The 20804-nt window shown below is 69.7% G+C and carries 19 protein-coding genes and 1 tRNA gene; 10 read left to right on the top strand and 10 right to left on the bottom strand.

The window, feature by feature from the left end; all coding sequences use genetic code 11:
• The first annotated feature begins 236 nt into the window (after positions 1-236).
• From OG947_RS16935 to OG947_RS16920, 4 genes are all read left to right on the top strand, one after another.
• On the top strand, positions 237-920 hold the full coding sequence (locus tag OG947_RS16935) for a hypothetical protein (RefSeq protein WP_328812414.1): 684 nt from the start codon (positions 237-239) through the stop codon (positions 918-920).
• Between the two features lie 12 nt (positions 921-932).
• Positions 933-1017, top strand: a tRNA-Leu gene (locus OG947_RS16930).
• A gap of 70 nt (positions 1018-1087) precedes the next feature.
• Positions 1088-1501 (top strand): transcriptional regulator, encoded by a 414-nt coding sequence (locus OG947_RS16925; protein WP_204868612.1) that lies wholly within the window; start codon positions 1088-1090, stop codon positions 1499-1501.
• Positions 1502-1560: 59 nt separating this feature from the next.
• Entirely contained in the window at positions 1561-1875 is a 315-nt protein-coding gene (locus tag OG947_RS16920) for a DUF3817 domain-containing protein (RefSeq protein ID WP_373425275.1), read from the top strand.
• On the opposite strand, the gene rdgB is transcribed toward OG947_RS16920, so the two are convergent.
• The 7 genes from rdgB to clpS all read right to left on the bottom strand — a co-directional run bounded on the left by rdgB (position 1865) and on the right by clpS (position 6852).
• A complete protein-coding gene (gene rdgB, locus OG947_RS16915) occupies positions 1865-2476 on the bottom strand; it encodes an RdgB/HAM1 family non-canonical purine NTP pyrophosphatase (protein ID WP_308115815.1) in 612 nt (203 codons plus the stop codon). The two genes, OG947_RS16920 and rdgB, sit on opposite strands and share 11 nt — an antisense overlap.
• Complete coding sequence (gene rph, locus OG947_RS16910; RefSeq protein WP_027505493.1) at positions 2469-3221, bottom strand: ribonuclease PH; 753 nt, start codon at positions 3219-3221, stop codon at positions 2469-2471. The genes rdgB and rph overlap by 8 nt, the downstream gene beginning before the upstream one ends.
• Before the next feature lie 72 nt (positions 3222-3293).
• On the bottom strand, positions 3294-4052 hold the full coding sequence (locus OG947_RS16905; protein WP_037185729.1) for a cyclic nucleotide-degrading phosphodiesterase: 759 nt from the start codon (positions 4050-4052) through the stop codon (positions 3294-3296).
• 91 nt (positions 4053-4143) lie between these two features.
• The gene (locus OG947_RS16900; RefSeq protein ID WP_328812413.1) at positions 4144-4788 is read right to left on the bottom strand and encodes a rhomboid family intramembrane serine protease; all 645 of its coding nucleotides are present in this window, start codon (positions 4786-4788) and stop codon (positions 4144-4146) included.
• A gap of 67 nt (positions 4789-4855) precedes the next feature.
• Positions 4856-5914: a P1 family peptidase gene (locus OG947_RS16895; protein ID WP_328812412.1), complete on the bottom strand. Its 1059-nt coding sequence runs from the start codon at positions 5912-5914 to the stop codon at positions 4856-4858.
• Entirely contained in the window at positions 5914-6498 is a 585-nt protein-coding gene (aosR, locus tag OG947_RS16890; protein WP_056448931.1) for an oxidative stress transcriptional regulator AosR, read from the bottom strand. The genes OG947_RS16895 and aosR overlap by 1 nt, the downstream gene beginning before the upstream one ends.
• Positions 6499-6540: 42 nt before the next feature.
• Positions 6541-6852: an ATP-dependent Clp protease adapter ClpS gene (gene clpS, locus OG947_RS16885; RefSeq protein WP_027505488.1), complete on the bottom strand. Its 312-nt coding sequence runs from the start codon at positions 6850-6852 to the stop codon at positions 6541-6543.
• Positions 6853-6912: 60 nt separating this feature from the next.
• On the opposite strand from clpS, the gene OG947_RS16880 reads away from it, so the two are divergent.
• The 3 genes from OG947_RS16880 to OG947_RS16870 are packed head-to-tail and all read left to right on the top strand — an operon-like array spanning position 6913 to position 10859.
• Positions 6913-8202, top strand: a complete 1290-nt coding sequence (locus tag OG947_RS16880; RefSeq protein ID WP_285185968.1) for a nicotinate phosphoribosyltransferase — start codon at positions 6913-6915, stop codon at positions 8200-8202.
• Positions 8203-8204: 2 nt separating this feature from the next.
• The gene (locus tag OG947_RS16875; RefSeq protein ID WP_027505486.1) at positions 8205-8759 is read left to right on the top strand and encodes an isochorismatase family protein; all 555 of its coding nucleotides are present in this window, start codon (positions 8205-8207) and stop codon (positions 8757-8759) included.
• A gap of 42 nt (positions 8760-8801) precedes the next feature.
• Positions 8802-10859, top strand: coding sequence for an ATP-dependent DNA helicase (locus OG947_RS16870; RefSeq protein WP_328812411.1), 2058 nt, complete (start codon positions 8802-8804; stop codon positions 10857-10859).
• Between the two features lie 18 nt (positions 10860-10877).
• On the opposite strand, the gene glgP is transcribed toward OG947_RS16870, so the two are convergent.
• Positions 10878-13457 carry an alpha-glucan family phosphorylase gene (gene glgP, locus OG947_RS16865; RefSeq protein ID WP_056448942.1) on the bottom strand — a complete coding sequence of 860 codons (2580 nt, stop codon included), beginning with the start codon at positions 13455-13457 and terminating at the stop codon, positions 10878-10880.
• A 238-nt stretch (positions 13458-13695) separates the two neighbouring features.
• Between glgP and OG947_RS16860 the strand changes: the two genes are divergently transcribed.
• From OG947_RS16860 to OG947_RS16850, 3 genes are read left to right on the top strand one after another with little or no spacing between them, the layout of a single operon-like run.
• Positions 13696-15702 carry a maltotransferase domain-containing protein gene (locus OG947_RS16860; RefSeq protein WP_056448945.1) on the top strand — a complete coding sequence of 669 codons (2007 nt, stop codon included), beginning with the start codon at positions 13696-13698 and terminating at the stop codon, positions 15700-15702.
• Positions 15699-17915, top strand: a complete 2217-nt coding sequence (gene glgB / locus OG947_RS16855; RefSeq protein WP_328812410.1) for a 1,4-alpha-glucan branching protein GlgB — start codon at positions 15699-15701, stop codon at positions 17913-17915. Before OG947_RS16860 ends, glgB begins: the two co-directional genes overlap by 4 nt.
• Positions 17912-19375 carry a metallopeptidase gene (locus OG947_RS16850; protein WP_307108511.1) on the top strand — a complete coding sequence of 488 codons (1464 nt, stop codon included), beginning with the start codon at positions 17912-17914 and terminating at the stop codon, positions 19373-19375. The genes glgB and OG947_RS16850 overlap by 4 nt, the downstream gene beginning before the upstream one ends.
• On the opposite strand, the gene OG947_RS16845 is transcribed toward OG947_RS16850, so the two are convergent.
• Together OG947_RS16845 and OG947_RS16840 are read right to left on the bottom strand one after the other, a co-directional pair.
• Positions 19372-20253, bottom strand: a complete 882-nt coding sequence (locus OG947_RS16845) for a tetratricopeptide repeat protein (protein ID WP_222649543.1) — start codon at positions 20251-20253, stop codon at positions 19372-19374. The two genes, OG947_RS16850 and OG947_RS16845, sit on opposite strands and share 4 nt — an antisense overlap.
• A 69-nt stretch (positions 20254-20322) precedes the next feature.
• Entirely contained in the window at positions 20323-20715 is a 393-nt protein-coding gene (locus tag OG947_RS16840) for a DUF3817 domain-containing protein (RefSeq protein WP_081821230.1), read from the bottom strand.
• Positions 20716-20804: the final 89 nt, after the last annotated feature.

Genomic DNA, 20804 nt, shown 5'->3' with positions numbered 1-20804 from the left:
ACGTCCTAGTGCTACCCGCGGGTACGTCGTGATCGTGGCCAGAAACGGCGGCTCAACTGACCCGAAAGTAGGGTCGATCGCTGCAGACCAGGGCGGTTTCCGCGGGCGAGGAACCTGAGGGATTCCTCGTGTTCATCGTTACCAATTCGTTATACGAGCGGACGGGCGGTTCCTGTCGGACCGTCCGTCTACCTTCCTGATCGCACACGTCGTGCACCGAGACCGGGGGGACTCACATGACCGACACCATCGCAGCGATCATCGACCGTTCGACGCAGACTGCCACCGCTACCGCCGTCGACGCGGTGATTCCACGGGAGACCTGGCCGTTCTGGTTTCCGGGGTGGGCCGGGGACGTCGAGGCCGCTCTCCTCGACGCCGTGTTCTCGTCGAGAGCGACGTATGGCGGTCCCACCACGGGAGTGCGCCGGGTGATCGCCGCGTGGCGGCGCTCGCGATGCGGCGCGGTGGACGATCTCCGCGCTCTCACCACGCTCGATGCCGACGTCGTGGACAACCGGCAGCGGGTTCCGGGGAATCACTCGACCAAGGCCGACGCCGCGCGGGCCGTCGCCGCCGCACTGCTCGCAGTCGGGGTGACCAGGGCGACGGACGTGGACGGGTCCGAGACGCAACACGACGCGTTCGTCTCCGTCGCAGGTGTCGGCGAGCTGTCATGGGAGTGCTTTCTCGGCGCCCTCGGCGTCGCGTCACCGCTGAGCGACGCCGGGGTCGACGACTTCCTGCGCGTAACACTCGCCGTGACCGTCGACGGAGTCGAGGACCGGAACGCCGTCCTGGACGCGGTCGCAGGTGACCTCGACACCGACCGCGCGACGCTGCAGCACGCGGTGTGGCGCTACCAGCGTTCGCTCGTCCGCAGGCCGCGGACCCGCGAGGTGCCGGCCGAGGTCGTCTAGACTCACCTGCACGCGCGAGTGGCGGAATTGGCAGACGCGCCAGGTTTAGGTCCTGGTGTCTCAGGACGTGGGGGTTCAAGTCCCCCCTCGCGCACCAGCAGGTGAGTCCCACCACGACCCCTACGACGCGGTGTCGTTGACCGTGCGCGGTCCGGTACCGTCGTGGTGTGGATCAGAGCCGGGACACCACCTCGAGGACGCGCCGACCAGCACTCATCGTGCTGGTCATCGTCGCTGCCTGCGGATGCCTGGCGCTCGGGTACTGGCAGTGGGAACGATTCGAATCGTCGTCCGGCACGGGTCAGAATCTCGGCTACGCCTTCCAGTGGCCCCTCTTCGCCGCCTTCGTCGTGTTCGCCTACCGACGGTTCGTCCAACTCGAGGACACCGTGGACGAACCGGTGGAGTCCACGGTGATCACCGAGATCCCCACCGATCTCCTCCCGCAGCGCCCGACAGCTCGGGCGACCCGCGTGTCCGACGACACCGCCGACGACGAGGAGACTCGTCAACTGCGGGAGTACAACAGCTATCTCGCGGAGTTGGACGCCGGCCGCGAGAACGACAGGAGCACTTCGTGAGCACCGCAGAACCTCGTCCCGCCGCTCGAAGCACCGGGGGTCGGCCGACCGACCGGCGGATCGAGCCCGCACTTCTGCGCTATCGCGTTCTCGCCTACGCCACCGGCGTCTGGCTGCTGGTGCTGACCGCGGAGATGGTGGCCAAGTACGTCTTCGGCGTCGAGAACCTGCCCGGGTGGATCGCGATCGTGCACGGCTGGGTCTACTTCGCGTACCTGATCGTCACGCTCGACCTCGCCGTGAAGGTGCGCTGGCCCGTCGGCCGCACCATCGGCACGCTCCTCGCCGGCACCGTGCCGTTCCTGTCGTTCGTCATCGAGCACCGCCGCACCCAGCAGGTGAAGCGGGACTTCGCCGTCCGACCTACTGCGTGAGCGCGGTGATCTCCGGGAGCAACCGGCGCAGCGCGACGCCGCGATGGGACGACGCGTCCTTCTCCGCGGGCGTCATCTCGGCAGCGGACTGCCCGGCACCGTCCGGAACGAAGATCGGGTCGTAACCGAATCCACCGCTTCCAGCACGGGTTCTCGACACACTCCCCCGCCACTCGCCGCGGACCACGTGCTCACGTCCGTCCGGCAGCACCAGCGCACAGGCGGAGACGAACGCCGCACCGCGCCGCTCGTCCGGCACGTCGGCCAGTTGCGCCAGCACCAGCGCGGTGTTCGCCTCGTCCTGGCCGTGCTGCCCCGACCATCGCGCCGACAGCACTCCGGGCATACCGTTCAGTGCGTCGATCGCGATCCCCGAATCATCTGCCACACACGGCATTCCGGTCGCGGCAGCGCCGTCCCGAGCCTTGATCAGTGCGTTCTCCTCGAAGGTCGCCCCGGTCTCGGGAGTCTCCGGGTACTCGGCGACCTCGTCGAGCCCCACCAGTTCCACGCCGCCGACCTGCGCGGCATCGAGCACCCGCCGCAGTTCGGCGAGCTTCTTCGCGTTGCGGCTGGCGACGAGGAGCCGTACGTCAGGCACCGGGCAGCTCACCGGGGTAAGGGGCCGCGAGAGCCTCCTTCTGGATCGCGAAGATGCGCTCGCAGCCGGCGAGGGCATTGTCGAGCATGGCGTCGAGGGTGGACCGCGGGAAGGTCGCGCCCTCGCCGGTGCCCTGGATCTCGACGAGTGTTCCGGTGTCGGTGGCCACGACGTTCATGTCCACCTCGGCGCGGGAGTCCTCCTCGTACGGCAGGTCCAACCGGACGCGGCCGTCCACCACGCCGACCGACACGGCAGCGATGGCGCAGGAGATGGGCTGCGGATCGGCGAGCTTGCCGTGAGCCGCGAGATAGGTGACGGCATCGGACAGTGCCACGAAGGCACCCGTGATCGCCGCGGTGCGGGTCCCGCCGTCGGCCTGCAGCACGTCGCAGTCGAGGGCGATGGTGTTCTCACCGAGAGCGGCGAGATCGATGCAGGCCCGCAGCGAGCGCCCGATGAGTCGGCTGATCTCGGACGTGCGTCCGCTGACCTTGCCCTTCACCGATTCGCGGCTGTTGCGGGTGTGCGTCGCGCCGGGAAGCATGGCGTACTCGGCGGTGAGCCAGCCGAGCCCGGATCCCTTGCGCCACCGCGGCACCCCCTCCTCCACGCTGGCGGTGCACATCACCCGGGTGTTGCCGAACTCGACCAGCACCGATCCTGCCGGGTGCGAGGTGAAACCGCGGGTGATGGTGATGGTGCGGAGTTCGTCGTCTGCTCTGCCGTCTTCACGTGTGGACACGCCTGCCACCCTAGTCGGGTCGCCGACACGGCCCGGGGACGGACTGCCGCGCCCCGAGGGACGTGCGAGCGGTCAGACCTCGACGACGTAGCCGGGTGAGACGGCATGCACCGGACCACCGAACTCGGCCTTCGCCTCCGCGACGACGTCCTCGCGTGACGTCCACGGCGGGATGTGGGTGAGCAGCAGCTCCGAGACCTCCGCCATGGCCGCCAGCCGGCCGGCCTCGGTACCCGAGAGGTGTACGCCCTGAGGGCGATCCGCGGCGTGTGTCCACGACGCCTCGGCCAGGAGCACGTCGGCCCCGGTCGACAGTTCGACCACCGCGTCGCACATTCCGGTGTCCCCGGTGTAAGCCAGGACGGTTCCACTCTCGGTGGTGATGCGCATGCCGTAGGACTCCGGCGGGTGGTACACGCGTCGCGGCTCGATGGTCAGCGCACCGAACGTCACCACGGAACCGTCTCGGAGGTACCGCAGATCGAGGGTGTCCGACATGTCGTCGATCCGGCCACCGCTCTCCGCGGACGCCACGCCCAGACGGAACGCCATGTCCGACGGCCCGAGGACCACGGCACGGCCCTCCACCGCAGTGGGGCCGTACCGGCGCCAGACCAGCAGTCCGGGGACGTCGAGGCAGTGATCGGCGTGCAGGTGCGACAGCAGCACGTGCACGTCGGCGGGGTTCACGTACTTCTGCAGGGCACCGAGAACACCGGGCCCGAAGTCCATGACGAGCGGAGCGGTGTCGGGCGCCTCGATGAGATATCCCGATGCCGGCGAGTCCGGACCCGAGACACTGCCCGAACAACCCAGAACCGTGAGACGCATGGGAGTCATGCTGCCACGCGCGGTGAGAGGTCCGAGAGAGTTCGGCGACACACCGTGTCGTGAGATGTCCGAAGGGTGCGCACGGCTCCTGTCACCGGTGCAGGGTGGGCGACGGCGGGAGCGTGCGCGCGGCGCGTTGCCGACGTGCGGCACCGGCGAACATCCAGGCCGCCAGTACTCCCGCGAGTGCGCCGAACAGGTGGCCCTGCCACGACACGTCCTCCTGCGTCGGGAGCACCCCCCACAACGCGCTGCCGTAGACGAGCAGCACCAGGACCCCGACGAGCAACTGCCCGAGATCGCGGGCGAAGATGCCGCGAACGATGAGGTAGGACAACCACCCGAACACGATGATCGAGGCGCCGACGTGCAGGGACGCGGTCTCGCCCGTCAGCCAGGTGCCCAGCCCACCCACGATCCACACCACCGCGGTGACGGCCAGACCGCGCGCGATGCCCGAGAGCATCAGCACGAATCCCAACACCAGCAGCGGAACGGTGTTGGCGAACAGGTGGTCCCACCCGTGGTGGAGCAGCGGGGCGAAGGCGACGCCCTGGAGACCGTCGACCGATCGGGGGCCGATGCCGTGCCGGTCGAGGGCGAGACCGGACGCCACGTCCACCGCCTCGATGACGTACAGAACGGCGACGAAGCCACCGATCACCATGGCGGCGCTCGCCCAGCGCGAGCGTCGCGGCTGCGTGGCCGGCTGCGCGCCGGAGGTTCCGAGGGTCATGGCGTTCCTGATCGTGAGGCGAGAGGTGATGTCCGGTTTCGACGATACTCGTGAGTGCGGGTCGGGCTCACGCGCCGGAACTCGGGAACACGTCCCGATAGGCGGGAACCCCGGCCACCGCCGTCGCGGCGAGGATCGCCCGCGCGATGGCGCGCTCGACCACCGGGGCGACCGCCGCGCACACTCCGTCGAGCACGGCCAGATCGGGCATCATCATCGGCATGTCCACCTCGGCGGGGCGGGCAGCCGCCCGTCCCGTCGCGATGGCGAAGATCGTGTCGCCGTCCAGCGGCGAGTGGGCCGGTCGGATCGCGCGTGCGAGCCCGTCGTGTGCGGCGACGGCCACCCGCCGGCACTCCGACTCGGTGAGCTGCGCGTCCGTGGCGACGACGCCGATGGTCGTGTTGAGGGAGGTGTCCTTCGGCGCGAGCTCGGCGGCCGCCCGCACGTCGTCCGCACTCGGGATTCGCAGGCCCACCTCCGGGACGGACGACGCACTCCACAGGACACCCGTCGCGGGGTCGAAGACCGATCCGACGGGATTGACGACCATCAACGCGCTGACCACCAGACCCGCCGCGGCGCCGGTCTCGATCCGTGTCGACGCGCTGCCGACGCCGCCTTTCAGGAGCCCGGCGCGCGCGCCCGTCCCCGCGCCGACGCATCCGAGCGCGAAGTCGGCGGACGCGGCTGCCGCAGCTGCTCGCCCGAACTCCGCGTCCGGTCGCACGGACCAGTCCCCCATCGGCAGATCGAAGATCACGGCGCCCGGCACGATCGGGACGACACGGTCGTCTCGGCCCATCCGCACGCCGCGCCGATGTTCCTCGAGGTGGCGCATGACTCCGTCCGCCGCCGCGAGACCGTAGGCGGAACCGCCTGTCAGCAGCACCGCGTCGATCTGCTGCACGGCGTGGGACGGATCCAGCAGGTCGGTCTCGCGGGTACCCGGCCCGCCGCCGCGGACATCGACGGCCGCGGTGACCGGCGCGTCCGTCATGACGACGGTGCAGCCGGTCGCGCGTCCGACGCCGTCGTGGTGCTCGTCGGACAGCGTGACCTCGGGATCCAGCACGTGGTGGTGTCCGACGGTCAGTCCGGCGACGTCCGACAGCAGGTCGCGCATCACGGCATGAGTACCTGGACCAGCGAGTCCTGCATCCAGGTGAGCCAGTGGTAGACGTCCAGGTGCGGTGCTCGCGGATCGTCCTCCTCGAGTTGGTCGGGGGTGTCCGCATCGATGCCGAGGGTGGTGCCGAGGGCCAGCCGGACGTCGTTCAGCCCGGTCAGCCAGGAGTCGGCCTGCTCGCGGGTGAGAACGATCTTGCCGCCGCCGTTCGGCAGCGTCGACAGGATGGTCGCGCCTGCGGCGCGCTTGATGTCGATGATGTCCGGCTCGTACAGGCTGCGGAGGGCGCCGTTGAGGTCGGCCTGCTCGGCGAGCGCGTCGGACTCGGCCGTGTCTGCGCCCTCGGGCCGGTGGAAATCGGGAAGCAACCGCGCGAGCGTGGGGTCCTCGGGAGCGGAGGTGTTGCCGGATCGCATGCCGGTGAGCTCGGCCAGGTCGTCGGTCGGCGCCTCGGCGCCCCGTCGCTCCAGCAGCCCCACCACCGACTCGACGAGCGACCGCAGGACGGCCACCTCGCGGCCGTCCATCTCCGACTTGAACTTGACGCCGCCCAGCGCGTTCTTCCGGGTCCACATGCGCACGACGACGGTCCTTCCAGAGTGGGTGAGACGAGTGTTCGAGAGTCAGACGTCGTGCTGCATGGTGGCCCACAGGCCCGCCGCGTGCAGCTTCTGCACGTCGATCTCCATCTTGTCGCGGGGCCCGCTCGAGACGACCGCCTTGCCTTCCGAGTGCACCTGCATCATCAGCTCCGTCGCCTTGTCCTTGCTGTAGCCGAACAGCTTCTGGAAGACGTAGGTGACGTAGTGCATCAGGTTGACCGGGTCGTCCCAGACGATGGTGACCCAGGGTGTGTCCGTCGCGGTGTCCTCGGACACCTCCACAGCCTCGTCGGGCGTGGCCTGCGGAAGTGTCGCGGTGAGATCCGAAGCCATGCCGCCCAGGATACGGCGTACATCGGTCGCCCCGTGACACGGTGACCGCTCTAGGGTGCAGTGGTGACCTCCACTGCGCTGTTCACCGATCAGTACGAGCTGACCATGCTGTCGGCCGCCCTCCGCGACGGTTCGGCGCATCGCGCCTGCACCTTCGAGGTGTTCGCCCGGCGGCTTCCCGACGGGCGGCGGTACGGCGTCGTCGCGGGCACGGGCCGCTTCCTCGATGCTCTCCGCGACTTCCGCTTCGGCGAGGACGAACTCGCGTCGTTGTCGTTCCTCGAGGCGGACACCCTCGACTGGCTCCGGAACTACCGGTTCGGCGGCGACATCGACGGTTACCGCGAGGGCGAACTGTTCTTCCCCGGCTCCCCCGTCCTGTCCGTGCGCGGCACCTTCGCCGAGTGCGTGATCCTCGAGACGCTCGCACTGTCGATCTACAACCACGACAGCGCCATCGCCGCCGCGGCCACCCGCATGGTCTCCGCGTCCGACGGCAGGCCGCTCATCGAGATGGGTTCTCGACGCGCCCACGAGGAAGCGGCGGTGGCCTCGTCGCGCGTCGCGTACATCTGCGGTTTCGCGGCCACGTCCAACCTCGAAGCGGTCCGCCGCCACGGCATTCCGGGCGCCGGAACCAGTGCGCACGCCTTCACGCTGCTGCACACGGGCGTCGACGGGCCGGACGAGGCCGCGGCGTTCCGCTCGCAGATCGCCGCCCTCGGTGTGGGCACCACGCTGTTGGTGGACACCTACGACATCACCGCCGGCGTCGCGACGGCCATCGAGGTGGCCGGGCCCGAGCTCGGCGGCGTGCGCATCGACTCGGGCGATCTCGGTGTCCTGGCGCGGCAGGTCCGTCGGCAGCTCGACGACCTCGGCGCCACGCGCACCCGCATCGTCGTCTCGGGCGATCTGGACGAGTACGCCATCGCCTCGCTGCGGGCCGAGCCCGTGGACACCTACGGCGTCGGCACGTCCGTCGTCACGGGATCGGGCGCACCGACCGCCGGCATGGTCTACAAACTGGTCGAGGTCGACGGCATCCCCGTGGCCAAGCGCAGTTCGCACAAGGAGTCGCGCGGTGGACGCAAGCGCGCCGTCCGCCTGGCCCGCAGCACGGGCACCGTTGTCGAGGAGCTGGTGACGAAGGCCGGCGCGCCGTTGCCCGCGACCGATCCGTACACGGTGCGGGAGCTGTCCGTACCCATGGTGCGCGGCGGCGAGATCGTGCACACCGCCACGGTCGAGGACGCACGCACGCTGGTCGCGGAGGGCCTGCGATCACTGCCCTGGGAGGGACTCGGTCTGTCCCAGGGAGATCCGGCCGTGCCGACGGTATTCTCCTGACCGTGGCCACCGCACTCGTCGTCGTCGACGTCCAGAACGATTTCTGTGAGGGCGGCTCGCTGGCCGTCGAAGGCGGGGCGCGAGTCGCCGCCGCCGTCAGCACGCTCGTCGCCGGCGCGAGCTACGACGCCGTCGTCGCGACACGTGATCACCACGTCGACCCCGGCGCCCACTTCTCCGAGACCCCGGACTACGTCGACAGCTGGCCGCGGCACTGCGTCGTCGGCACACCCGGCTGCGACTTCCACCCCGATCTCGACCTCACCCCGATCGAGGCAGTCTTCTCGAAGGGCGAGTACGACGCGGCCTACTCCGGTTTCGAGGGTGCCGACGAGTCCGGCACAGGCCTCGCGGAGTGGCTCCGCGCTCGGAACATCGACGCCGTCCACGTCGTCGGCCTGGCCACCGATCACTGCGTCCGCGCCACGGCCCGCGACGCCGCGCGCGCCGGCTTCGAGACGACGGTGCTGCTGGACTACTGCGCCGCGGTGAGCCCCACGACGGTGCCGGCAGTTCTCGCCGAACTCGCCGACGAGGGTGTACACGCCGACCGCTGACCGAGAGCCCGACGCGTCGGCACACCGGCGTAACCTCGCACGGTGCCGCCGAAGTCGAAGTCCGAGTTACCCACCGTTCCGAGTCTGCTCAGCACCGCGGTGACGGCGCTCGGCGGCACCGAGCGCACGGCCCAGCTCACCATGGCCTCGGCCGTCGCGCACAGCATCGACACCGGCGAGCACCTCGCGGTGCAGGCGGGCACCGGCACCGGCAAGTCGCTCGCCTACCTGGTTCCGTCGCTGCGGCACGCCGTGACGTCGGGGAAGACCGTCGTCGTGTCCACGGCGACCATCGCGCTGCAGCGTCAGCTGGTCGACCGCGACCTGCCCCGTCTGTCGAAGGCTCTCACCACGGCCCTCGCGCACGAACCGACATTCGCGATCCTCAAAGGCCGCGGCAACTACCTGTGCCTCAACAAACTGCACGGCGCACCGTCCGACGCTCCGGAGGAGGAGCTGTTCGACGCCTTCGCCGTGTCGCGGCTCGGCCGTGAGGTCAAGCGCATCACCGAGTGGTCCTCGGACACCGAGACCGGTGACCGCGACGAGCTGAACCCGGGCGTGTCCGATCAGGCCTGGCGGCAGATGAGCGTGACCTCCCGCGAGTGTCTGGGGAAGTCGCGCTGCCCCTACGGCGAGGACTGCTTCGCCGAGCTCGCTCGGGTGGACGCGGCGCGCGCCGACGTCGTCGTCACCAATCACGCGATGCTCGCCATCGACGCCATCACCGGCATCTCGGTGCTGCCCGAACACGACGTCGTCGTGGTGGACGAGGCGCACGAGCTCGTGGACCGGGTGACGTCCGCGGCGACGGCGGAGATGTCCGCGACCGCGGTCGGCGCCGCCATGCGGCGCTGCGGGAAGCTCGTGGAGGACGAGATCCTCGACCGACTGGCCGGCGCCGCAGAGGGTTTCGCCGCGTTGCTCGACGAACTCGAGGGCGGACGCTGGGAGGAGTTACCCCCCGGCGCGTCCCAGACGATCGCGAGCGTCCGCGACGCCGCGTGGGCCGTGCGCACGGCCATCGGGCCGGCCAAGCAGGGCGGCGCCGCCGCGGACCCCGACGCGGCGGCCGCGCGGACCGCGGCTCTCGCCGCCATCGACGACGTGCACGACACCGCGGTGCGCATTCTCGAGACGTACGAGGAGAGCGATCCCGCGAAGCGGCGGGACGTGGTGTGGTTGGCCGTCGACGAGTTCCGCGGCGTCGTGAAGCGGGTGGTCCGGGTGGCACCGCTGTCCGTCGGCGGACTGCTCCGGACCCGGCTGTTCGCGGAGTCGACCGTGGTCCTCACCTCCGCGACGCTCACCGTGGGCGGCTCGTTCGACGGTCTCGCCGTCAACTGGGGTCTGCCGGCCGCCAATCCCACCCGCGTCGACGCGGCCCTCGCGACCGGCACCGAGGCACCGTCCGACGCGGACACGTTCCGGTGGAACTCGCTCGACGTCGGATCGCCGTTCGACCACGGCAGGGCCGGCATCCTCTACATCGCCAAGCACCTCACCGCACCGGGGCGCGACGGTACGTCGCCGAGTCAGCTCGACGAGATAGCGGGGCTCGTGCGCGCCGCGGGTGGCCGCACTCTGGGCCTGTTCTCGTCGATGCGGGCGGCGAAGGCCGCGGCGGCCGAGATGCGCGAACGGCTGGACACCCCCGTGCTGTGCCAGGGCGACGACGCCACCGGCGCCCTGGTCGAGCGCTTCGCGCAGGACGAGGCCACGTCACTGTTCGGCACGCTCTCCCTGTGGCAGGGCGTCGACGTCCCCGGTCGGTCACTGACCCTCGTGATCGTCGACCGCATCCCGTTCCCGCGACCCGACGATCCGCTGCTGGTGGCGCGGCAGCGCGCCGTCGAGTCGCGCGGAGGCAACGGGTTCCTCGCCGTCGCCGCGAACCACGCGGCGCTACTGCTGGCCCAGGGTGTCGGCCGACTGCTCCGCAGCGTCGACGACAAGGGCGTCGTCGCCGTGCTCGACTCCCGACTGGCCACGGCGCGATACGGCGGCTACCTCCGGGCGTCGCTCCCACCGTTCTGGGAGACGACGGACCCGGAGATCGTGCGCAAGGCGCTGACGCGCCTCACCGCCACCCAGACCTGAACCTGGACCCGCAGGGACCTACATCGGGGACGGACCCGCCACCCGACCGAGCTCGGCGTCTCCCGCGAGCAGCGGATGGTGCGGCAGGACCCGCACCGTGTATCCGACCGACCCGGAGAGCGGCAGCGTCGTGTCGGCGAGGAACCGCTCGCCGCCCGCGGCCGATCCCTGGTGCAGCATCGGGACCGTCACGACGTCGCCGAGCTGCTCGTCCTGATCGACGTGGCCGAACACGGCCTGCACGGACACGTCCGACGGGCCGAGTCCGCCGAGCCCCACCGTCGCGGACAGGGTGAGTGTCGAACCCAGCACCGGGGTGTCCGGCAGCCCGTCCGCCTCGACGTCGGTCACCGTGACCGCGGGCCACGCCGCATCGACGCGGCGCCGATAGTCGGCCATGGCCTTCGCACCGGCGTAGTCGTCGGAGATCGCCGCCGCACCCGCCCGGGTGGCGGGACCGTAGTACTGCTGCGTGTAGTCGCGAACCATCCTGGACGCCAACACCTTCGGGCCCGTGACCGTGAGGGTGTGCCGCACCATCTCGACCCAGCGCGCCGGCAACCCGTCGTCGCCCCGGTCGTAGAACTTGGGGAGCACCGACTTCTCGAGCAACTCGTACAGCGCCGCGGCCTCGAGATCGTCGCGGCGGTTCTCGTCGACGACGCCGTCGGCGGTGGGGATGGCCCAGCCGTTCTCCCCGTCGTACATCTCGTCCCACCATCCGTCCCGGATGGAGAGGTTCAGTCCACCGTTGAGAGCGGACTTCATGCCCGAGGTGCCGCACGCCTCGAGCGGCCGCAACGGGTTGTTGAGCCAGACGTCGCATCCCCAGTAGAGGTAGCGGGCCATCGACATGTCGTAGTCGGGCAGGAAGACGATGCGGTGCCGAACGTCGTGCTGATCGGCGAATCGCACGATCTGCTGGATCAGCGCCTTGCCACCGTCGTCCGCGGGGTGCGACTTGCCGGCCACCACCAGCTGTACCGGGCGGACCGGATCGAGCAGCATGGCGCGCAGGCGCTCAGGTTGCCGCAGCATCAACGTCAGTCGCTTGTAGGTGGGGACACGGCGCGCGAATCCGACCGTGAGCACCGACGGGTCGAACACGTCGTCCGTCCACGCGAGTTCGGCGTCGGTGGACCCGCGCTCGAGGGCCGAGTGGCGCACGCGGCGGCGCACTTCCGCGACCAGATCGGACCGCAGCGCCGAACGCGTCTCCCACAGGTCCGATGCGGAGACCTCGGCCAGCTGCTCCCAGCCCTGCGCCTCCTCCATCGTGCGGGTTCCCACCGTGCGCGCCGCGAGGTCGAGCCACCGCTGCGACGCCCACGTCGGTGCGTGCACGCCGTTGGTGACCGAGCCGATGGGGACGTCGGACGCGTCGAATCCGGGCCAGAGTTCGTCGAACATGCCGCGACTGACGATGCCGTGGAGCTTGGAGACTCCGTTCGCGCGCTGCGCCGACCGCAGCCCCATGTGGGCCATGTTGAACACCGCGGGGTCGCTCTCGCGGCCGAGTTCGAGGATGCGTTCCATCTCGATGCCGGGCAGCAGCGACGACTCCGCCGTGCCGTCTCCGAAGTAGAGGCGCACCAGATCCGCGGGGAAGCGGTCGATACCGGCGGGCACGGGAGTGTGCGTCGTGAAGACGGTGGACGCTCGCACCGCGGCGAGCGCGGAATCGAAGTCCAGCCCGCCCGCGTGCAGTTCACGGATGCGCTCGAGACCGAGGAAGCCGGCGTGGCCCTCGTTCATGTGGAAGACGCTGGGCGCGGGAAGCGAGTGGTACTCGGTGTAGGCGCGCACGGCGCGGACGCCGCCGACCCCGGCCAGGATCTCCTGCTTCACCCGGTGGTCCTGATCGCCGCCGTAGAGGCGATCGGTCACGCCGCGCAGCTCGGGATCGTTGTCGGCGATGTCGGAGTCCAGCAGCAGCAGCGGGATGCGTCCGACCTGGGCGATCCAGATACGCGCGCGCAGCACGCGGTCGCCCGGCATCGCGACGTGGACGAGCACCGGGGAATCGGACTCGTCGGTGAGCAGTCGCAGCGGCAGACCCTGCGGGTCGAGGGACGGATACCGCTCGGCCTGCCAGCCGTCGGCCGTCAGCGACTGGCGGAAGTACCCGGAGCGGTACAGCAGGCCCACGCCGATGAGGGGCAACCCCAGATCGGACGCGGCCTTGAGGTGATCGCCGGCGAGGATGCCGAGACCACCGGAGTAGTTGGGCAGCACCTCGGAGACGCCGAACTCCATCGAGAAGTACGCGATGCCCACCGGCAGATCCGCACCGGAGTCGACCTGCTGCTGGAACCATCGGGGTTGCGCCAGGTAGAGGTGCAGATCGGCGACGAGATCATCCACGCGCTGGACGAACGCGTCGTCGTTCGCCAGGTCCTCGAGGCGGGACGAGCGCACCTCGCCGAGGATGCGCACCGGATCGCGGTCACCACTGACCCACAGGTCCGGATCGATGCTCTCGAACAGCTCCAGGGTCGGCGGATGCCACGACCATCGCAGGTTGACGGACAGTTCGGCGAGTCCGGAGAGTCGGGCCGGGAGCTGCGCGCGGACGGTGAATCTGCGGAGTGCTTTCACGATTCCGAAGACTACTGCGGGCGACCGCCGCGCACCGTGGTTCCGCGTTTGCCGAGGAGCCGTTCGGGTACTTCTCCCGGTGGCGTCCGAGACTGCCGCGTGCCTCGTCCGCAGGTCGCGTCGGTGCTCTCGGTCGGTTTCGAGAAAGACCGGGGCATCTCGTCTACGGTTGACTTCGAGCTCAGCCCGACAACCCGACATCGACAGAACTGCGACAACCAGCAGAAAAGGGGCTTCGGTGACAGGCCGTATCGGCATCGACGACGTACTACCCAACACATCGTCCGGTAAGTATCCCGCCAAGGCCGTTGTGGGAGAGACATTCCCGATCACGGCCGCGGTGTGGCGCGAGGGGCACGACGCCGTCAACGCGACGTTGGCGGTTCGCGGGCCCGGCCAGGGCAAGTCGGTCCACATCCCGATGGTCCCCGGCGAGCAGCCGGACATCTTCCACGGTGTGTTCACTCCCGACGCCGAAGGCTTCTGGATCGCCCGCATCGAGGGCTGGGGTGATCCGATCGCCACCTGGATGCATGCGGTCGAGGCGAAACTCGGCGTGGGCCAGGGGCCGGCCGAACTGGCCAACGATCTCGAGACCGGCGCACGCCTGTTCGAACGCGCCGCCAAGAACGTCGGTCGCTCGGAGAAGCCACTGCTCGAGAACGTCGTGACGGCGCTGCGGAGCGACGCACCGCTGCCGTCGCGCGTCGCACCGGCGTTCACGCCCGAGGTGCGCGAGATCCTGCACGAGACGCCGCTGCGCGAGCTGGTGACGCGCGGCGAGGCGATCAACGTCTGGGTCGACCGCCGCGAGGCACTCGTCGGCTCGTGGTACGAGCTCTTCCCCCGCTCCACGGGCGGCTGGAACGAGGACGGCACTCCTCGCCACGGCACGTTCGAGACCACCATCGGCGCGCTCCCCCGCGTGGCGGCCATGGGCTTCGACGTCGTCTACTTCCCGCCGATCCATCCGATCGGCAAGGTGAATCGCAAGGGCCGCAACAACACTCTGACTCCGGGACCCACCGACGTGGGCTCGCCGTGGGCCATCGGCTCGTCCGAGGGCGGCCACGACGCGGTGCATCCCGAGCTGGGGACGGTCAAGGAGTTCCGCGCACTCGTCACGGCCGCGCGCAAGCTCGGCCTCGAGATCGCCCTGGACCTCGCCCTGCAGTGCGCCCCGGACCACCCCTGGGCCGCCGCACATCCCGACTGGTTCACCGTGCTCCCCGACGGCACCATCGCCTACGCGGAGAACCCGCCCAAGAAGTACCAGGACATCTACCCGGTCAACTTCGACAACGATCGCAAGGGCATCTACGCGGAGGTGCTGCGCGTCGTCAAGTTCTGGATCAGCCAGGGAGTCAAGATCTTCCGGGTCGACAATCCGCACACCAAGCCACCGGACTTCTGGGAGTGGCTCATCGCCGAGGTCAAGAAGACGCACCCCGACGTGCTCTTCCTCGCCGAGGCGTTCACGCGTCCCGCGCGGCTCTACGGTCTCGCGCGACGCGGTTTCACGCAGTCCTACACGTACTTCACGTGGCGCACGGCCAAGTGGGAGCTCACGGAGTTCGGACAGGAGATCGCCGCCAAGGCCGATCTGGGTCGACCCAACCTGTTCGTCAACACGCCGGACATCCTCCACGAGAGCCTGCAGAAGGGCGGCCCCGGCATGTTCGCGCTGCGTGCCGCTCTCGCCGCCACCCTGTCCCCCACGTGGGGCGTGTACTCGGGATACGAACTCTACGAACACGTTCCGGTGCGCGAGGGCAGCGAGGAGTACCTCGACACAGAGAAATTCGAGTTGCGCCCCCGCGACTTCGAGGGCGCACGGGCTCGCGGCGAATCGCTCGAGCCGTGGTTGACCATGCTCAACGCCGTCCGCAAGGCGCACCCGGCGTTGCAGCAGTTGCGCAACATCCACTTCCACCACGTCGACAACGACGCGATCATCGCCTACTCGAAGTTCGACGCGGTGACCGGTGACGCGGTGCTGGTCGTGATCAACCTGAACCCGTTCGGCGCCGAGGAAGGCACCGTCTGGCTCGACATGCCGCAGATCGGCCGCGACTGGCAGGAGCACCTGACGGTCACCGACGAGGTGAGCGGTCAGCAGTTCCAGTGGGGCCAGGCCAACTACGTCAAGCTCGAGCCGTGGCGGTCGGTCGCCCACATCCTGGCGCTGCCGCCCGTCCCGTTCCCCGCCCGCACCGAACTCGCCTTCCGGAAGGAGATCTCATGACGGAACGCACCACCCCCGGCGCGAGCACGGACACCCTCGCCGCTCCCGGTGATCACGACCTCTCGCTGCTCGCCCGCGGGCAGCACCACGACCCCCACTCCGTTCTCGGCGCGCACCCCATGCCGGGCGGCACCGCCATCCGGGCATTGCGTCCCAACGCTCTCAGCGTCACCGCGGTCATCGGTGGGAAGGACCACGAGCTCACGCACGTCGCCCACGGCGTCTTCTCGGCCCTGGTGCCGGTGGAGGACCTCGCGGACTACCGGCTCCGCGTCGAGTACCCGGGCGGTCACCAGGTGACCGTCGCCGACGGCTACCGCTTCCTGCCGACCCTCGGCGAGCTCGATCTCCATCTCTTCGGAGAGGGGCGCCACGAACGACTCTGGGACATCCTCGGAGCGCATCTGCAGAGCTACACCACGCCCGACGGACCTGTGAACGGCACCTCGTTCGCGGTGTGGGCCCCGGGCGCCGTCGGCGTCACCGTCGTCGGCGAGTTCGACGGCTGGGGCGGACAGACCTGGCCGATGCGCGTGCTCGGCACCACCGGTGTGTGGGAGCTGTTCGTCCCCGACATCGGCGCCGGCACGCTGTACAAGTTCCGGGTGCACGGCAAGGACGGCTCGGTGAAGGACAAGGCCGACCCGATGGCCTTCGCCACCGAGGTCCCGCCGTCGACGGCGTCGGTCGTGAACCAGTCGTCGTACGAGTGGTCGGACGGTGACTGGATCACCGCCCGCGCCGAGCTGGAACCGCACCGGGCGCCGATGAGCGTGTACGAGGTGCATCTCGCCTCCTGGCGCCCCGGACTGAACTATCGCGAACTGGCGGAACAGCTCTCGGCTCACGTACGCGAGACCGGCTTCACCCACGTCGAGCTGCTGCCCGTCGCCGAACACCCCTTCGGTGGATCGTGGGGATACCAGGTCACCTCGTACTACGCACCGACGTCGCGCTTCGGCTCCCCCGACGACTTCCGCGCCTTCGTCGACCTCCTGCACCGTGACGGCATCGGTGTCATCGTCGACTGGGTCCCGGCGCACTTCCCCAAGGACGACTGGGCCCTCGCGCGGTTCGACGGCTCCCCGCTCTACGAGCACGGCGACCCGCAGCGAGGCGAGCAGTTGGACTGGGGCACCTACGTCTTCGACTTCGGTCGTACCGAGGTGCGCAACTTCCTCGTCGCCAACGCGCTGTACTGGATCGAGGAGTTCCACATCGACGGGCTCCGCGTCGACGCGGTCGCGTCGATGCTCTACCTGGACTACTCGCGCCCCGAGGGTGGGTGGAGCCCCAACATCTACGGCGGTCGCGAGAATCTCGAGGCCGTGGCGTTCCTGCAGGAGATGAACGCGACCGTGCACAAGCTGCACCGCGGCGTCGTCACCGTGGCCGAGGAGTCGACCTCGTGGCCCGGCGTCACGCGTCCCACCAGCGTGGGCGGCCTCGGCTTCTCCATGAAGTGGAACATGGGCTGGATGCACGACACGCTCGGGTACATCGGGCGCGATCCGATCCACCGCGCGTACCACCACCACGAGGTCACGTTCTCCCTGGTCTACGCCTGGAGCGAGAACTTCGTGCTGCCCATCAGCCACGACGAGGTCGTGCACGGGAAGGGCACGCTCTGGTCCCGCATGCCGGGTGACGACTGGGCGAAGGCCGCGGGTCTGCGCGGCATGCTCGCCTACATGTGGGCGCATCCCGGCAAGCAACTGCTGTTCATGGGCCAGGAGTTCGGCCAGACCGCCGAGTGGTCCGACGAGCGCGGTCTCGACTGGTGGGAGATCGGCGAGGAGGGAAGCGGCTCGCTGCACCGCGGTGTGCAGCAACTGGTCGGCGACCTCAACCGCACCTACGTCGCAGGCCCGGAGTTCTGGACACAGGACGGCTCGCCCAGTGGCTTCTCGTGGATCGACGCCAACGACACCGCGAACAACGTGCTGAGCTTCCTGCGCTTCGGCGACGACGGCTCCGTCACGGCCTGCCTGTTCAACTTCTCCGGTTCCCCGCACGGCGACTATCGTGTTGGATTACCCGAGCCGGGCCGATGGGTCGAGATCCTCAACACCGACGCGGAGGTCTACGGCGGTTCGGGAGTGGGCAACCTCGGTGAGGTCACCGCGACCGAGCACTCGTGGCACGGTCGTCCGGCATCCGCTCGGGTCGCCCTTCCGCCCTACGGAGCGATCTGGCTCAGACTGGAGAGATGATGCGCGGGGCTCGCGTCCGGTTCGGCTGGTCCGCGAGCCTCCTCGCACTCGCCGTCACCACTGCGCTCACCTCGTGTGGCGCGGTGGTGACGGGCTCCCCCGTCTCCATCTACGACGACCCCTTCACCGTCGCCGGTCTCCCCGTCACGGACGGCCCGTCCGGCCCCAGACCCGGTGTCTCCCATGCCCAGCTCGACGTCGACGGCGCAGCCGGAACGGACGTCGACCTGCTCGCGACGGATGCCGTGGACGACATCCAGAAGTTCTGGCGCACCACGTACTCGACGCTGTTCCGCGGATCCTTCCAGCCCGTCCGGTCGCTGGTGTCCTGGGACGCCACCGCCGACGCCGGCGAGGGTCCGCTCTTCTGCAGCGAACCGACGGACGGACTCGCCAACGCCGGATACTGCTCACTCGACGACAGCATCGGCTGGGACCGTGGTCTGCTCATGCCGGCCATGATCGACGCCTTCGGACCCATGTCGGTGGTCATGGTGCTCGCCCACGAGTACGGCCACGCCGTGCAGACGCAGTCCGGCCTCGTCGGGGACGACGACCCGACCATCGTCGCCGAGCAACAGGCAGACTGCTTCGCGGGCGCCTTCATGCGCCATGTCGCCGAGGGCGACTCGACCCACTTCACGCTCAACACCTCGGACGGGTTGAACGACGTCCTCGCGGCCACCGTGGCCGTCCGCGACGTCGACCCCGGTGATCCCGACTCGGTGCACGGCTCCGCGTTCGAACGGGTCACCGCCGCCCAGATCGGCTTCACCGACGGCGCCGGGGCCTGCACGCGCATCGACGAGAAGGAGGTCGAGTCGCGGCGCTCGACCCTTCCCCAACAGTTCGACAGCCCTCTCGACACCGGCGAGCTCCCCGTCACGCAGGACTCGCTCGAGCAGTTCGCCGCGACGTTCGAACAGGTGATGCCCACCACGGATCCCCCGACGGTCGACTACTCCGGCGCCGACACCGGGTGCGCGGACGCGCTCACCACCGAACCGGTCTCCTACTGCCCCTCCACCAACACGATCGGTATCTCGGTCGACGCGCTGGCCGATCGCGGACGTCCCACCGAGGTGAGCGAGGACGACATCGTGCCGCTCGACGTCACCGGTGACTACGGCGCCTATGTCCTCTTCGTCTCCCGGTACGTGCTGGCCGTGCAGAACGAGGCCGGCCAGGGCCTGACGGACGCCCGAGCCGCGCTCCGGTCGGCGTGCCTGTCGGGAGTGGTCACCGCAGCACTGAGTCCCTCCGACACGGACGCGGCGCAGAGGTCGACGGTGACACTGTCACCGGGCGACCTCGACGAGGCGGTGTCGGGTCTGTTGTCGGACGGGCTCGCCGCGAGCGACGTGGACGGTCGCACGGTCCCCAGCGGCTTCGCGCGCGTCGACGCGTTCCGCTGGGGCGTGCTGGGTGGCCGGGAGGCGTGCGACGGCCGCTACTCCTAGTAGAGGGCGGACGCCAGCTTGCGTCGAGCGGTGACCACCAGCGGATCCGCCGGGTCGAAGAGCTCGAACAACTCCAGCAACCGGGCGCGAGCACGGGCGCGATCGTCCTCACGCGTGCGCCGGACCAGCTCCACGACACGAGCGAACGAGTCCTCGGTCAGCTGCTGATACAGCAACGCGTCGGCCGCCTGGAGACCGAGATCGACGTCGTCCGGCGCCGCGTCGGCCTGCTCGACGATGTCGTCCGGCAGCCCCTGGACGCGTGCCAGGAATCGGACCTGACGCACGCCGTTCAATGCCTGCTTGTTGGCCGGCTCGGCGTCGACGATCTCCTGGAAGGCCGCCTCGGCACCCGCGAGGTCACCCTCGGCGAGCGCGGCCTCGGCTGCGTCGAAGCGCGGGTCCTCGGGCTCGGGGGCCGGTTCGTCGGCGTTCGGGACACCGGTCAGCTTCCCCTCGACGGCGCGGGCGATGGCCGCCAACCACTCACGCAGGCTCTCCTCGGGCTGCAGGCCCTGCAGATCCGCGAGGGGCTGGCCTGCTGCGACGGCGACCAGCGTGGGAACGGCCTGCACGCCGAAGGCCTGCGCGATGCGCGGATTGACGTCGACGTCGACGTTGGCGAGCACCCAGGCGCCGTCACCCTCGACCGCGAGGGCCTCGAGGGACTGCGTCAGCTGCAGCGACTGCGGGGAGCGCGGCGACAGCAGATTGACGATCACGGGGACCTGGCTCGAGCGCACCAACACCTCGGCCTCGAAGTCCACCTCCGTCACCGTGACGGAGACCGCGAGACCGTTGGCGGCGGTGGGAGACGGCGGCGCGGACGCGGCCTGCGCCTTGGCCTTGAGCGCCGAGAGGTCGACCGCGCCGGACATGGCGGCGGCTGCCGCGGCCGACGGACGTACTGGTGGGCGAGATCCGGGTCGAGTCACGAGTTTATTTTGTCACTCCGCCGCGGCCCGCGGCGATGCGGCTCCGGCCGATCGAACCAGACGTCCGGTCCTCGACGCCCACACCTCGAAGACGATGGTGCCGAAGGGCGGGATGCTCGCGAGGAGTGCGAGCGCCGTGACGCCCTTGCTCCACCGCAACGCGAGGGCGGTCAGCACGGTGATCACGAGGTACAGGACGAAGACCGCGCCGTGCAGCATGCCCGGGATCCGGACACCACTGTCGATGTTGGGGTCGGGAACGTACTTGACGGCCATGCCGATGAGCAGCGCGACCCAGGTGACGGCTTCCGCGACCGCCACGACGCGGAACCACCGCACGATCGGCGGCTGCGAGACCGTGGAGGACGCGGCAGGTGCGGTGCTGGACAGCTGGTTGTCGGCCATGTGTCCATTCTGCCGCAGTCGGTGAACGGTCCTCGACCATCGGCGGCGTCGCCTTGGCCACACAGAGTTGGCGGTCGTCCAGAGATGCC

It is taken from the genome of Rhodococcus sp. NBC_00297, from assembly GCF_036173065.1.
Taxonomy (GTDB): Bacteria; Actinomycetota; Actinomycetes; order Mycobacteriales; family Mycobacteriaceae; genus Rhodococcoides.
This window is presented reverse-complemented; position numbering and strand designations above follow the sequence as displayed.

Excerpts from the sequence above, each read along its gene's own strand:
- OG947_RS16935 (WP_328812414.1), top strand. The coding sequence starts at position 237 with ATGACCGACACCATCGCAGCGATCATCGACCGTTCGACGCAGACTGCC.
- OG947_RS16905 (WP_037185729.1), bottom strand. The coding sequence starts at position 4,052 with ATGCGTCTCACGGTTCTGGGTTGTTCGGGCAGTGTCTCGGGTCCGGAC.
- OG947_RS16900 (WP_328812413.1), bottom strand. The coding sequence starts at position 4,788 with ATGACCCTCGGAACCTCCGGCGCGCAGCCGGCCACGCAGCCGCGACGC.
- OG947_RS16895 (WP_328812412.1), bottom strand. The coding sequence starts at position 5,914 with ATGCGCGACCTGCTGTCGGACGTCGCCGGACTGACCGTCGGACACCAC.
- clpS (WP_027505488.1), bottom strand. The coding sequence starts at position 6,852 with ATGGCTTCGGATCTCACCGCGACACTTCCGCAGGCCACGCCCGACGAG.
- glgB (WP_328812410.1), top strand. The coding sequence starts at position 15,699 with ATGACGGAACGCACCACCCCCGGCGCGAGCACGGACACCCTCGCCGCT.
- OG947_RS16850 (WP_307108511.1), top strand. The coding sequence starts at position 17,912 with ATGATGCGCGGGGCTCGCGTCCGGTTCGGCTGGTCCGCGAGCCTCCTC.
- OG947_RS16845 (WP_222649543.1), bottom strand. The coding sequence starts at position 20,253 with ATGTCCGGCGCGGTCGACCTCTCGGCGCTCAAGGCCAAGGCGCAGGCC.
- OG947_RS16840 (WP_081821230.1), bottom strand. The coding sequence starts at position 20,715 with ATGGCCGACAACCAGCTGTCCAGCACCGCACCTGCCGCGTCCTCCACG.